13 protein-coding genes and 1 other RNA gene are annotated in these 13274 nt (G+C 64.0%); 4 read left to right on the forward strand and 10 right to left on the reverse strand.

Annotation, left to right across the window (positions count from 1 at the left end; translation table 11 throughout):
* The 8 genes from LCM4576_RS31720 to ffs all read right to left on the reverse strand — a co-directional run.
* On the reverse strand, window positions 1-910 hold a 910-nt coding region (locus LCM4576_RS31720), incomplete at its 3' end, for an ABC transporter permease (RefSeq protein ID WP_071036284.1).
* A gap of 18 nt (window positions 911-928) precedes the next feature.
* Window positions 929-2566 (reverse strand): ABC transporter substrate-binding protein, encoded by a 1638-nt coding sequence (locus tag LCM4576_RS31725; RefSeq protein ID WP_040985993.1) that lies wholly within the window; start codon window positions 2564-2566, stop codon window positions 929-931.
* 267 nt (window positions 2567-2833) lie between these two features.
* Window positions 2834-4108, reverse strand: coding sequence for a lytic murein transglycosylase (locus LCM4576_RS31730; RefSeq protein ID WP_071036285.1), 1275 nt, complete (start codon window positions 4106-4108; stop codon window positions 2834-2836).
* 175 nt (window positions 4109-4283) lie between these two features.
* Entirely contained in the window at window positions 4284-4889 is a 606-nt protein-coding gene (gene recR, locus LCM4576_RS31735) for a recombination mediator RecR (RefSeq protein ID WP_071036286.1), read from the reverse strand.
* An 87-nt stretch (window positions 4890-4976) separates the two neighbouring features.
* The gene (locus tag LCM4576_RS31740) at window positions 4977-5963 is read right to left on the reverse strand and encodes a cell wall hydrolase (protein ID WP_071036735.1); all 987 of its coding nucleotides are present in this window, start codon (window positions 5961-5963) and stop codon (window positions 4977-4979) included.
* A 217-nt stretch (window positions 5964-6180) separates the two neighbouring features.
* The gene (locus LCM4576_RS31745) at window positions 6181-6504 is read right to left on the reverse strand and encodes a YbaB/EbfC family nucleoid-associated protein (protein WP_071036287.1); all 324 of its coding nucleotides are present in this window, start codon (window positions 6502-6504) and stop codon (window positions 6181-6183) included.
* A gap of 22 nt (window positions 6505-6526) precedes the next feature.
* Window positions 6527-8347 carry a DNA polymerase III subunit gamma/tau gene (locus tag LCM4576_RS31750; RefSeq protein ID WP_071036288.1) on the reverse strand — a complete coding sequence of 607 codons (1821 nt, stop codon included), beginning with the start codon at window positions 8345-8347 and terminating at the stop codon, window positions 6527-6529.
* Window positions 8348-8453: 106 nt separating this feature from the next.
* Window positions 8454-8550: signal recognition particle sRNA small type (ffs, locus tag LCM4576_RS31755), an RNA gene on the reverse strand.
* A 181-nt stretch (window positions 8551-8731) separates the two neighbouring features.
* On the opposite strand from ffs, the gene LCM4576_RS31760 reads away from it, so the two are divergent.
* The 3 genes from LCM4576_RS31760 to LCM4576_RS31770 are packed head-to-tail and all read left to right on the forward strand — an operon-like array spanning window position 8732 to window position 10460.
* The gene (locus LCM4576_RS31760; RefSeq protein ID WP_071036289.1) at window positions 8732-9151 is read left to right on the forward strand and encodes an HIT domain-containing protein; all 420 of its coding nucleotides are present in this window, start codon (window positions 8732-8734) and stop codon (window positions 9149-9151) included.
* 54 nt (window positions 9152-9205) lie between these two features.
* Entirely contained in the window at window positions 9206-10147 is a 942-nt protein-coding gene (gene nudC, locus LCM4576_RS31765) for an NAD(+) diphosphatase (RefSeq protein ID WP_071036290.1), read from the forward strand.
* A gap of 10 nt (window positions 10148-10157) precedes the next feature.
* Complete coding sequence (locus LCM4576_RS31770) at window positions 10158-10460, forward strand: Dabb family protein (protein ID WP_071036291.1); 303 nt, start codon at window positions 10158-10160, stop codon at window positions 10458-10460.
* 296 nt (window positions 10461-10756) lie between these two features.
* On the opposite strand, the gene LCM4576_RS31775 is transcribed toward LCM4576_RS31770, so the two are convergent.
* Both LCM4576_RS31775 and LCM4576_RS31780 read right to left on the reverse strand, forming a co-directional pair.
* On the reverse strand, window positions 10757-11620 hold the full coding sequence (locus tag LCM4576_RS31775; protein ID WP_071036737.1) for a prephenate dehydratase: 864 nt from the start codon (window positions 11618-11620) through the stop codon (window positions 10757-10759).
* 9 nt (window positions 11621-11629) lie between these two features.
* A complete protein-coding gene (locus LCM4576_RS31780) occupies window positions 11630-12358 on the reverse strand; it encodes a 3-deoxy-manno-octulosonate cytidylyltransferase (RefSeq protein ID WP_040986000.1) in 729 nt (242 codons plus the stop codon).
* A gap of 193 nt (window positions 12359-12551) precedes the next feature.
* Between LCM4576_RS31780 and LCM4576_RS31785 the strand changes: the two genes are divergently transcribed.
* Window positions 12552-13211: a cytochrome c family protein gene (locus LCM4576_RS31785; RefSeq protein WP_071036292.1), complete on the forward strand. Its 660-nt coding sequence runs from the start codon at window positions 12552-12554 to the stop codon at window positions 13209-13211.
* Window positions 13212-13274: the final 63 nt, after the last annotated feature.

The raw sequence follows: 13274 nt of genomic DNA on the forward strand, positions 1-13274 counted from the left end.
AGGAGAAGACGGTCTCTGTCAGCACCGAGCCTTCGAGCAGGTTGGCATAGGAAAGCGCGATCACGGTGACCATCGGCACTGCGGCGTTGCGCAGCGCATGGCCCCAGATGATGCGGCTTTCCGACAGGCCCTTGGCGCGTGCCGCGACGATGTATTCCTGCGCCAGCTCGTTCAGCATGAAGGAGCGGGTCATGCGGCTGATATAGGCGAGCGACAGATAGCCGAGCAGCGCGGCCGGCAGGACGATGTGGCGCCAGGCGTCGTAGAAGACGTCCCACTGCCCCTGGATCGCGGCATCGAGCAGGTAAAATCCGGTGATCGGCGTGAAGGTATATTCGAAGACCACATCGAGCCGCGCCGGGAAGGCGATCCACTGCAGCTTGGCGTAGAACAGCACCAGTCCGAGCAACCCCAGCCAGAAGATCGGCACCGAATAGCCGATGAGGCCGACGATGCGCGCGACCTGGTCGATCAGGCTGCCGCGTTTGACGGCGGCCAACACGCCGAGCGGCACGCCGATGACAGCGCCGATGATCGTGCCCAGCGTCGCCAGCTCAATGGTCGCCGGAAAGACGCGACGGATGTCGGACATCACCGGATTGGTGGTCAGCACCGAGGTGCCGAAGTCGCCTCTCAGGGCGGCTTTAACATAGAGATAGAACTGCTCGATCCAGGGCAGGTCGAGGCCCATCTCGCGGCGCGTGCGCTCGACGACGGCGGTCGGCGCCCGATCGCCGAGGACGGCCAGCACCGGATCGATCGGAATGACGCGGCCGATGAAGAAGGTCACCGCGAGAAGCCCGAGATAGGTCGTCACCGCGATGACGAGAAAGCGGCCGAGCGACGACAGAATGGCAACGGCGCGGGCGCTGCCGCGCCCCGCCGCCGCCTGGTTTTCAGCTACGCTCACCCGTCGCGTCCGCCGGGTTTACTGCTTGGAGACCGACCAGACGAAATTGGTGTCGAAGCTCGGTCCGAGCTTGAAGCCCTGGAGGTTCTTGCGCAGCCCGGCCACTTCCAGCTGCTGATGGATGATGACGAAGGGGCTGGTGTCGAGGATCTTCTGCTGCAGATCCTTGTATATGTCGGCGCGCTTGGCCGAATCCTTCTCCAAGAGTGCCGCATCGGTCTCCTTGGTCAGGTCCGGAATGTCCCAGGCATTGCGCCAGGCCAGCGTCTTGATCTTGGCGTTGTCGGAATTGTCGGGATTGGAGGCGAAGGTCTGGGCGTTGGAGTTCGGATCGAAATAATCCTGACCCCACTGGCCGATATAGATGTCGTGGTTGCGGGCGCGATATTTGGTCAGCGTTTGCTTACCATCACCCGGAATGATCTCGAGCTGGATGCCGGCCTGGCCAAGCGTCTGCTGGATCGATTCCGCCATACCGGTGGTCGGCTGTCCGGTACGCACGTCCATGGTCACCTTGAAGCCGTCCGGCACGCCGGCCTTGGCCAGAAGCTCCTTGGCCTTGGCGACATCGAGCTTGAAGGGATTGTCGTCGATGGCGCCGAGGTCACCCTTGGGCAGGAAGGACTGATGGATCTCGCCGATCCCCTTGAGGATGGTCGATCCCAGCGCATCGTAGTCGACCAGATATTTGAACGCCTGGCGCACCTCTGGCTTGGCCAGGGTCGGGTTCTTCTGGTTGAGGCTGATGTAGTAGACCGTGCCCTTCGGCGCGCTTGTGCTGGTGAGATCGGCGTTCTTGGCGATGGCGTCGAGATCGTTCGGCTCGAGGTTGCGGGCGACGTCGATGTCGCCGGCTTCGAGCGCCAGGCGCTGCGCCGAGCTTTCCTTCATGTTGCGGTAGATGACGCGGGCGAGCTTGGCCTTCTCGCCGTTGTAATTGTCGTTGCGCTCCAGGACGACGGCCTCGTTGGCGCGCCATTCGCGCAGCTTGTATGGCCCCGAACCGGCATAGCCGGTCTTCAGCCAGGCATTGCCGAAATCGTTGTCCCATTTGTAGTCGGCGCTGGGCGTGACGGCGGCGACATGTTCCTTGACCAGCTTGGCGTCGACGACGGAGGCCACGGTGGCCGACAGGCAGTTCAGCACGAAGCTCGGCGCATAGGCCTTGTCGACCACGAACTGGAAGGTGGTGTCGTCGACGGCTTTGGCCTTTTCGGTGACATTGTCGCCGGTGATGCCGAACTGGTTGATGATGAAGGCTGGRCTCTTGTCGAGCTTGATGGCGCGTTCGAAGGAATAGGCGACATCGGCCGCGGTGATCGGGTTGCCGGACGCGAATTTCATGCCGGGCTTGAGCTTGAACGTGTAGGTCAGGCCGTCGTCGGAGACCGTCCAGCTCTCGGCAAGGTCGCCCTTGACCTTGGACGTGTCGCTGAGGTCGAGGCGGACCAGGAGGTCGTAAGTGTTGCCGGTGACTTCGGCCGTCGACAGCTCGAACGCTTCGCCCGGATCCATCGAGATGATGTCGTCGATGGCAAAGCCCTCGACCAGCGTATCGGCGGGCGTGACCGCGAAGGCGGGCGCGACGAGCAGCGCGGACAGCGCGGCGCCCGCGAGCAAGGCGCGAGAGCGGTGAGCAAACTTTTCGAGCATCATGGTGATCGTTCCCTGTCTTGTTGACCTGAGTTCCCGGCTCAGGGCTCTATTATTCTTGGCAAGGCCGGCTGCGGCTTTGACCGCTTACCGTCGTGTTTTTTGTCCAGTTGGTCAACACCCTATTCAGCGGTTCTCGAACCGGCAACGGGCATCTTGCCGGACACCATATCGAACCGGACGGGACGCCGTGAGTCGACGCATGCGCCGGCTATTTGAAGCCGCCGGTCCGCAAAAATTTACCAGGGTCCGTGCCTTGGGGGCCAGCCGCTATTTCAGCTGCGCGACCAGACCCRCATCGGGAAAGCAGGTGGCGGGCTTGCCGTTCTTGGCCTGCCAGACGCCGATCGAGCGGCGGGTCTTGAAACCGGGCAGGCCGTCGGCGCTGCCGACATCATAGCCCTTGGCCTCCAGCGCCCGTTGCAGGGCCGCGATGTCGGAGCGGTGCAGGTCGCCGACCGCGCCCCAGGCGCCGACGAAGGTGGCGTCGCCGTTGGCGATGCGGTCGGCGGCATGGCCGATGAACAGGCCGTAGAGATCGCTGTTGTTGTATTGCTTGATCACGTAGAAGTTCGGCGTGACGATGAAGCCCKGGCCGCTGCGCCCGGCCGGCATCAGCAGAAAACCTTCCGCCTTCAATTCGCTCGCCGCAAACGCCTTGCCGTCGACGCGCGTGATGCCCATCGCCACCCAATCGGAAATCTTCTTGCCCTGGTCGGGTCCTTCGAGCGAGCAGGAGACGTTGGCCGGAACCGTCACCTCGGTCCCCCAGCCGCGCCCCCTCACCCAGCCATAATGCACAAGGTAATTGGCGATCGAGGCGAGCACGTCGGGCGTCGAGTTCCAGATGTCGGGCCGGCCGTCGCCGTCGAAGTCGACGGCGTGCTTGAGGAACGATGTCGGCATGAATTGCGGCTGGCCGAGCGCGCCGGCCCAGGACGACTTCATCGCGTTGACCGGCGCCAGTCCGCGCTCGACGATCTCGAGCGCCGCCAGCACCTCGGTGCGGAAGAAATCCTTCTTCGTCGACATGAACGCCTTGGTGCCCAGCACCTCGAAGGCGTCGTAAGGCATCTTGGCCGCGCCGAAGCCGGTTTCGCGACCCCAGATCGCAAGCACGACCTCGCCCGGCACGCCGTAGCGCTTCTCGATCAGCTCGAGCACCCTGGCGTTGGCGCTCTCTCGCGCGCGGCCGCCGGTGGTGACGGCGCGGATGATCTTCTCGGCGAAGTAATCGGCCGGCGGGCCGAACTCGGCCTGGTGCTGCTTCTGCGGCGTCGTCGGCTTTTYGCCGGGCAGGACGAGATCAGGCAGTTTCAGGTTCGGTTTCACGCCGAGAAAGGCGGCGTCGAAGGTTTTCTTCGAAATGCCCTTGGACTTGGCTTCGGGCCAGAGGTCTGTTTGCAGCCAGGCTTGGAACTGGTCGTCAATGGGAGCGGCGTGGGTGGGTGCGGTGAAAAGCCCGATCAGTGTGAGCAACAGAAATGCGAGAGCAAGCTTGTGAAAGCCGCGTTCTGTCACGCCCCCCTCTGTCCTGCCGGACATCTCCCCCACTTGGGGGGAGATCAGATGTCGCGTCGGCTTTCGCCAATCGCCAACGTTGCCGGAAGAGCGCCGGGAGCGAAGCTGCCAATCTCCACCCTTGTGGGGGAGATGTCCGGCAGGACAGAGGGGGGCGCGAAGGAATGCTGTCATCTCTAGGTTGCCCCCCAAAATCCCCTCAAAACGCCGTCCTTGACCTCAGCGCCGCGGCCAGCGTGCCTTCGTCGAGGTAATCGAGCTCGCCGCCGACCGRCACGCCGTGCGCGAGCCGCGTCACCTTCACTTCGAAGCCTGACAGTTGGTCCGTCAGATAATGCGCCGTCGTCTGGCCCTCGACGGTGGCATTGACGGCGAGGATGACTTCCTTCACCTCGCCGCCGGCGACACGATCGACCAGCGAGCGGATGTTAAGCTGATCTGGGCCGATGCCGTCGAGCGGCGACAGCGTGCCGCCAAGCACATGGTAGCGCACGTTCATGGCCGCCGCGCGCTCCAGCGCCCAAAGGTCCGAGACGTCCTCGACGACGATCAGCGTGCCGGCGTCGCGGCGCGGGTCGGTGCAGATCATGCAAGGGTCGGAGGTGTCGACATTGCCGCAGGTCGAGCAGATGCGCACCTTGTCGACCGCCTCGCCCATGGCGGCGGCCAAAGGTTCGAGCAGCTGTTCCTTCTTCTTGATGAGATGAAGCGCTGCGCGCCTGGCCGAACGCGGCCCGAGCCCCGGCACCTTGGCCAGGAGCTGAATCAGGCGTTCGATTTCCGGACCGGCGATTCTCTTCGACATCGCCTTGATCTAGGATTTTTCAGAACAGCCAGCAACGGCACAAGGCCCGCCATGCTGCCATGGCGGGCCTTGTGGATGCAATCGGGTTCAGTTGGTTTCGAGCGGCCGGTCCTGGCTGACGATCATCGCGCCGATGGCGTCGGTGTTCTCAGGCGTCGACTGGAAACCCATCGCCGCTTCCTGCGGCGCATTCGGCACCGAAGTGACGTAGCGACCCTTGAGCGTGCCGCCGAAACGCGAGGCGTCCGGTTCGGCCATCGGCTCCTGCATCGCCACGACCGTCGGCTTCTGCGCGAGGCGGCCGGATTTCTGCGACGGGGCAGCAGCGGCCGTCACATAGGTCTCCTCGGCCRCAACRATTGCCGCCTTGGCCGGAAGCGTCGGTTCGGCCGCATTCATTGCGGCCTGCTTGGCGGGATCCTGCCGTACGATCGTCTTGACCACCGGCTCGGCGGAAGCCACCAGAACGGGCGCGGTAGGATCGATTTTCTGCGACTTTTCGGCCGCCATGGCGACCATCGGCTCATCCGGCAGCGGCTGCCAGTTGCGGCCGCGCTTCTCGTAGAAGGCGTTGCCACCGGCCACCATGGTGTAGTGCATGTTCTTGTATGGGAAGTGCAGGCCGGCGGTGTGGAAATACATCGTGTTCTTGAGCTTGGCCTTGCGCTCGCCTCTCAGCACCGCGTCCGCGGCTTCCTCGACGTCGGGCAGCGCCTTGGAGTTCATCGGCCGCGTCAGCACGCCGGGCGCGAACTGCCCCCTCTCGCCGACGACCTCGCAGATGGTGTTGCCATGCTGACCCGAGCGCAGCCGGTTCATCACGACCGTGCCGACGGCGATCATGCCGTCGCGGCTCGACCGGTTGGACTCGAAGAACATCGCCCTTTGCAGGCATTCCTTGTCCTTCGGCGAGTGACTGGTACGCGTGGTGAGGAAACTCGGCGTGAGGGCGTTGGTCAAACCCGACACCGACATGCCATGGGAGGAAGTGGTCTGGCTGCAACCGGCCAGGAGCAAGGGGGAAGTGACGATGCCGATAAGCAGCAGCGGCGTCTYCCATCGCGTCGCGATCACCAAAAAAGCCTCATGTCCAGATGCCAGCCCGCCCCGAGATGTGGCAAGAATGAGACTCTTTCGGGCAAAAAGATGGCTAGAAGGTTAGCAACTTCTGGACTTGGGTAAAACTTTATGAAAGCCGCGAAATGAGCCCGTGAGCATTGCCGGCAAAATGGTTAATATTGCGGCCCGGGCTCAATTTCCGTTCATAATCAATTAACTGGTGGAGGCCACCTCAGAACGGCAATTTCATTCCGGGCGGAATCGGCAGGCCTRCCGTCAACGCCTTGGTCTTCTCCTGCATCACCTGCTCGACCTTATTTTTGGCGTCATTGTGGGCRGCCAGGATGAGGTCCTCGAGGATCTCGGCTTCGTCGGCCTTGATGAGCGAGGGATCGATCTTCAGCGCCTTCATGTCGAACTTGCCGGTCAACGTGATGCTGACCAGGCCGCCACCGGCCTGGCCGGTGGCTTCAAGCGTCGCGATCTCGTCCTGCATGGCCTGGAACTTGGCCTGCATTTCCTTCGCCTTGCCCATTAGGCCGAGAAGATCTTTCATCGGATGGTCCTCTAAGATTGTTTCAGATTTCGTCGTCGTCGGCGGCGGGCTCGACCGGCACTTCGGCTTCGGCGTCTTCCACGTCCGGCACGTCCGGAATGCGCACGTCGATGATCTTGGCGCCGGGGAAGCGCGCGAGGATGGYTGCGACCGTCGGATCGGCCTTGGCGTCGGAGAAGGCGTTCTCGCGCTTGGTCGTCTCCATCTCGGCCAGTGTCTGGCCGCCCTCCTCCTTCGACAGCGACACCAGCCAGTTGCGGCCGGTCCAGGCGCGCAGCTTGGAGGTCAGGTCGTTGAGCAGCATCTTCGGCGCGTCGTCGGTCAAGGTGACATCGAGACGACCGGGCTCGATGCGCACCGGCCGCACGCAGCGTTTCAGCAGCACCTTGAAGGCCATGTCGCGATTGGCGTCGGCAAGCGCGACGATGTCGGCTAGCGATTTCACCGGAACGACAGGGGTTTCGGCAACCGGCTCCGGCGCAGGAGCAAAGGTGACGGGCACGGGCTGCGTTTCGACCAGGCGCATCGTCTGCGCACCGCCACCGGTGGAAGCCGGCATTCGCGCCTGCGCCACGGCGCTTGCGCCGCCGCCATTGCCTGGATTTGCCGGTGCGCCATTGGCGCGCGGCGCGCCATTCGGCAGCGGTCCCGCGCCTTCCAGCGATTTCAGCGCCTCGTCCAGCGTCGGCAGGTCGGCGGCATGCGCCAGCCTGATCAGCACCATTTCGCCGGCGCTGACAGGGCGATTGGAGGACTGCACCTCGGGAATGCCCTTCAAGAGCATCTGCCAGGTCCGCGACAGGACGCGCACCGAAAGCGTGCCGGCGAATTCRGCGCCGCGCCGGCGCTCGTCCTCGGAAAGCGAGGCGTCGTCGGCCGCCGCCGGCACGAAGCGCAGGCGGGTGACGAGATGGTTGAACTCGGCAAGATCGGTGAGCACCGCGGCCGGATCGGCGCCAGTGTCGTATTGTGCGCGGAACTCGGCGAGCRCAGCCGCCACGTCGCCCTTCATGACATGCTCGAACAGGTCGATGATGCGGGCGCGGTCGGCAAGGCCGAGCATGGCGCGCACCGCGTCGGCGCTGACGGTGCCGCTGCCATGGGCGATCGCCTGGTCGAGGATGGAAAGCGAATCGCGCGCTGAGCCTTCGGCGGCCCGCGCGATCATCGCCAGGGCCTCGTCATCGACGGAAATGCCTTCCTTGGCGGCGATCGAGGACAGATGCCCGACCAGCGCGCCGGCATCGATGCGCCGCAGATCGAAGCGCTGGCAGCGCGACAGGACCGTGATCGGCACCTTGCGGATCTCGGTGGTGGCGAAGATGAATTTGACGTGCGGCGGCGGCTCTTCAAGCGTCTTCAAGAGGCCGTTGAAGGCCTGGGTGGAGAGCATGTGCACTTCGTCGATGATGTAGACCTTGTAACGGGCCGAGACCGGCGCGTAGCGCACGCGATCGATGATGTCCCTGATGTCGTCGATGCCGGTATGCGAGGCGGCGTCCATCTCGATGACGTCGACATGGCGGCCTTCCATGATCGCCTGGCAATGCTCACCGGGGATCGAAAGGTCGACCGAGGGCTGGTCGATGGTCGCCGTCTTGTAGTTCAAGGCCCGCGCCAGGATGCGCGCGGTCGTGGTCTTGCCGACCCCACGCACGCCGGTCAGCATCCAGGCCTGGGCGATGCGGCCTGTGGCGAACGCATTGGTCAGCGTGCGCACCATCGGCTCCTGGCCGATCAACTCGGAGAAATTCGAAGGGCGGTATTTGCGCGCCAGGACCCGATAGACGCCGGCCTTACCGGTCTCCAGGCTTCCCGTCCCCAAGTTTCCGGCTTCGCTCATTCGCCGTCAAAAGCTCCCAGGACCGCGACGGAGGGCGGCCGATTCCTGCGCATAATCTCGCCCGCACGGCTTGGCGCCGTCAATGTCGCGGGAGAAAGGCGAAGAGGCGGGAGGCTGGAACAATGACCCGTTCCGGGCTCGTTAGGGCTGCTTCCTTCCGGACCTGACCCGGTTGGCGAGTGGATCGTCCACCACCAACCTCCCGCGCTCCATATCGGCAATTCGGCGGCGAAATGCAAGGGCAGAGCCGGAACCCGCAGCCACATCGCGACTGGAAAGTCCTTCAAAACGCCAATAGCGGTCAACGAATCGCTTGCAGCCACCTTGCCGCCGCTCTAGCGTTCCTTGGTTTGAAGAATGCTACAAAAAACAAAGGAAACGCCCATGCTGCCTGGCCTCAAGGCCGGATTCACGCTGGACGCCCGATTGGAGGCGGATAGCGAGCAGCTTATGTGGCTTGGCCTTTGCGAGCTCAGATTGATGAACGACCGCCGCTGGCCATGGCTGGTGCTGGTGCCGCAGCGGCCGGGCGTCGAGGAAATCCACGAAATGACGCCGCTCGACCAGGCGATGCTGACCTTCGAGACCAACATGGTGGCGCAGGCGCTGAAGCGGGTGACCGGCTGCACCAAGATCAACACCGGCGCTTTKGGCAACATCGTGCGCCAGCTGCATGTCCATGTCGTCGCCCGCTCCGAGGGCGATCCCGGCTGGCCGGGACCGGTCTGGGGGCACGGCATGCGCGAGCCCTATCAGCGCTCCGACATCAGACGGTTTGCCGAGACGATCAAGGCGGCGCTATAAGCTGACCAGTATCCATTCGGCATCACCCCTTGTCCCCAGCCCGCCCGAGTCCCCATGAGCTTTCGTCTGTTTGACGCGCCCTTGCGCGAGCCGAGCCAATTCGTCGGGTTCGCCGGCAACCGGATCGACCGGCAGTCCGAGAACCGCGCCGACGATGTGGTYGAAAAGGCGCTGGCCGACCGGACCGCACGGCTGATGCTGATGCATGCCGGCCGGCTTTACCTCAAATTGAAGGACGGCACGTTCGAGCCATGGTTCAAGGCGGATGAAAGYCAGGCCTTCGAGGCTTCGCTCGATCAGGGCGTGCTGCTCGGCTTTTCCGAGGAAGGCCCGGTGCTGGCGGTGCCCGCCGGCGTCGAGCCGGAAAAGCTGCCCGAGACGATCAAGGCGATCGATTATCGCTCCGTCTATATGCAGGGGCTGATCGACGAGGCGGCCGCCGGCGCGCTGGCGCAAGGGGCCGCGCTGCTTGCCTGGCACGCCAGCCACGCCTTCTGCTCGAAGTGCGGCAACCGCTCGGAGATGCGGGCCGGCGGCTACCGGCGCCATTGCCCCGCCTGCGGCACCGACCATTTCCCGYGCACCGACCCGGTGGCGATCATGCTGACGGCGACGCGCGAAAAATGCCTGCTGGGGCGCGGCCGGCATTTCGCGCCGGGCATGTATTCCGCGCTTGCCGGCTTCATCGAGCCGGGCGAGACGATCGAGGCGGCGGTGCGGCGTGAGACGCTGGAAGAGGCCGGCATCCGGCTCGGACGCGTCGTCTATCATGCCAGCCAGCCATGGCCGTTCCCCTATTCGCTGATGATCGGCTGCTTCGGCGAGCCGCTCAACGAGGATATCCAGGCCGACCTCAACGAGCTCGAGGACTGCCGCTGGTTTAATCGCGACGAAGTGCGCACGATGCTGGACAGGCAGCATGCCGACGGCTTGATCACGCCGCCGAAAGGGGCGATCGCCCATCACCTCATCCGCGCCTGGGTCGACAGCGAATAGGAGCGCAAGAATGATCCGTCATACCGTGGTGTTCAGCTTGAAGCACGAGCCGCATTCGCTGGAAACGAAGCGCTTCCTCCACGACGCGAAGAAGATCCTGACCGGGATTAAGGGCGTCACTCATTTCGAGCAGTTGCGGCAGGTGAGCCCCAAGAACGACTACCAGTTCGGCTTCTCGATGGAGTTCGCCGACCAGGCAGCCTACACGCGCTACAACGAGCATCCCGACCACGTCGCCTTCGTGCGCGACCGCTGGGTGCCCGAGGTCGAGACGTTCATGGAGATCGACTACGTGCCGTTGGGGTTCGGCTGAGATTGGTTCGAGCGCATACGTCGGAGATTGGCGCAGACCTCCGTGTTTCGTCATCCCCGGGCGAAGCAAGGAGCGAAGCGACGCGCGCAGACCCGAGGATCCATGCCGTGACTTCGACGCTTTGCGACAGTCCAGAATTCTGCTCCGCTGCGCCCCTCGGCTGAGGTAACGGCGTGGATCCTCGGGTCTGCGCGCTCCGCTTCGCGTCGCTCCGCCCGTGGATGACGAAACACGAAGGCTCCCGCCAATCTCGAAGGTCGTGAGATCCGAACCGTCGGTTGACGGCCACTAGCCGGTCAATCCGCAACCTTCCACTGTTCGCGCGAGGCGCTTGCCGGATAGACGCCGAGGATGCGCATTTCGCGTGAGAAGAAGCGCAATTCGTCCAGCGCCAGCTTGACCAGCGGGTCGTCCGGATGGCCTTCGATGTCGGCGTRGAACAGCGTCGCGGTGAAGGCGCCGAGCTGGTAGCTCTCGAGCTTGGTCATGTTGATGCCGTTGGTGGCGAAGCCGCCCATGGCCTTGTAGAGCGCGGCAGGCACGTTGCGGACACGGAAGATGAAGGTCGTCATCATCTTGGCGTCCGGCGCGGGGCGCTCCACCCATTGCTTGTTCTTGGTCAGCACGACGAAGCGAGTGACGTTGGAATCGGTGTCCTCGACATTCTTCTCGATGATGTCGAGCCCATAAAGCTCCGCGGCCAAAGCCGGCGCCAGCGAAGCCATGGTGCGGTCCTTCACCTCCGACACCATCTTGGCCGAGCCTGCCGTGTCGCCGGCGATCACCGGCTTCCAGCCGTTCTTGCGGATGTATTTGYGGCACTGTCCCAGCGCATGGATATGGCTRTGGACGGTCTTGATCTCGTCGCGCTTCACGCCCGGCAGCACCATCAGCTGGAAGTGGATCGGCAGGAAATATTCGCCGACGATGTGCAGCTTCGATTCCGGCAAGAGGTGGTGGATGTCGGCGACGCGCCCGGCGATCGTGTTCTCGATGGGGATCATGGCGAGCTCGGCCTTGCCGGTCTCGACCGCGTTGAAGGCGTCCTCGAAGGTCGGGCACGGCAACGGGTCCATCGACGGAAACATGTTGCGGCAGGCCGTGTCGGAATTGGCGCCGGGCTCACCCTGGAAGGAAATTCTGTTGGTCTTTTCAGGCATGCTCATGTCTCATTTCGAAAGGATCTGCCTGGCGCGTTCGAGATCGTGCGGCGTGTCGACGCCGAGCGGCAGCGATTTGACGATCTCGGCGTCGATGCGCATGCCGGCTTCCAGCGCGCGCAGCTGCTCCAGCCGCTCGCGCCGCTCCAACGGCGACGGCTTGAGCGCCACGAAGCGTTCGAGCGCCGCACGGCGGTAGGCGTATAGGCCGATGTGATGGTAGAGCGGCCCCTCGCCCCAGGGCGCGGTGGCGCGGGTGAAATAGAGCGCCTTCAGCCGTGTCGCCGAAAGCGGCGAGCCGACGATCTTGACGACATTCGGGTTGGTCTTCTCCTCGTCGCGCACGATCTCGACGCCGAGCGTGGCGATGTCRACCGACTTGTCCTCGAACGGCCGCAGCGACGCGCCGATGATCTCGGGATCGATGGTGGGCAGGTCGCCCTGGACGTTGACGATCGTTTCCACCCGTTTTTCGGGGTCGAGCGCCGTCAGCGCCTCGAAAATGCGGTCGGAGCCCGATTCGTGATCCGTGCGGGTCATGACCGCCTCGAAGCCATGCGTCCGCACGGCTTGCGCGACGGCCTCGGTGTCGGTCGCCACCACAACGCGGCCAAGCCCGGCCTCGGCCCCGCGGCGGGCGACATGGACGATCATCGGCGCGCCGGCAATGTCGGCCAGCGGCTTGCCCGGCAGGCGCGTCGAGGCCATGCGGGCGGGGATCAGGATCAAGGTTGACATCGGATTTTTGGGCGGTCGAAAAACGCGGATGGAAAAGTGGCAAAAGGTCTCACTGGAAGCGCCCTTATAGGTGTTGCAACGCCAGAGCAAAAGACCTAGTTTCCGCCCGATTTGACTGGCCTTTCAGGGCAGTTCGCGATACCGACGGACGGAGTGGACGGGACGGTCCGCCGGAAARGGGAGCAAGGGGCGTATGGATTCCAACGAAGTCAACAAGCTGCTCGGCGGATTTCTGGGAACCTGCTTCATCGTGTTTTCAATAGGCCTCGTCTCGGACGGGCTGTTCGCCTCGCCGGCGCCCGAAAAGCCCGGCTTCGCCATCGAGGCGCAGGAGCCGACCGAAGGCGGCCCGGCTGCTCCCGCTGCGGAAGCCAAGCCGATCGCCGACCTGCTCGCCGGCGCCAATGCCGAGGCGGGCGCGGCCATCTTCAAGAAGTGCCAGGCCTGCCATTCCGGTGAAAAGGGCGGCCCGAACAAGGTCGGTCCGGACCTTTGGGACATCGTCGACCGCCCCGTCGCCGAGCACGCGGGCTTTGCCTATTCGGCCGGCATGAAGGACTTCTCCAAGGGCGGCCAGGAGCATTGGACCTACGAGAACCTCAACCACTTCATCACCTCGCCGAAGAAGTTCGTGAAGGGCACGGCGATGGGCTTTGCCGGCCTGCCGAAGGAAGAAGACCGCGCCAATGTGATCGCCTATCTGCGCACCCTGTCGGATAACCCGAAGCCGCTGCCGCAGCCGGGTGCCGCCGCCGACGCTTCCAAGCCCGCCGATGCCGCCAAGCCGGCGGATGGCGCTGCCAAGCCGGCCGAGGGCGCCGCTCCGGYCAAGCCGGCGGCGCCCGCTCAATAAACAATTTGTCACAGAGACTTCCTTGGAAAAGCCGGGTTCGTCCCGGCTTTTCTGTTAGGAAAG

It is taken from the genome of Mesorhizobium sp. LCM 4576, from assembly GCF_001854815.1.
GTDB lineage: Bacteria > Pseudomonadota > Alphaproteobacteria > Rhizobiales > Rhizobiaceae > Mesorhizobium > Mesorhizobium plurifarium.

What these genes read in the sequence shown, in the direction of transcription:
- LCM4576_RS31770 (WP_071036291.1), top strand. Translation starts at nt 10,158, where the DNA reads ATGATCCGTCATACCGTGGTGTTCAGCTTGAAGCACGAGCCGCATTCG.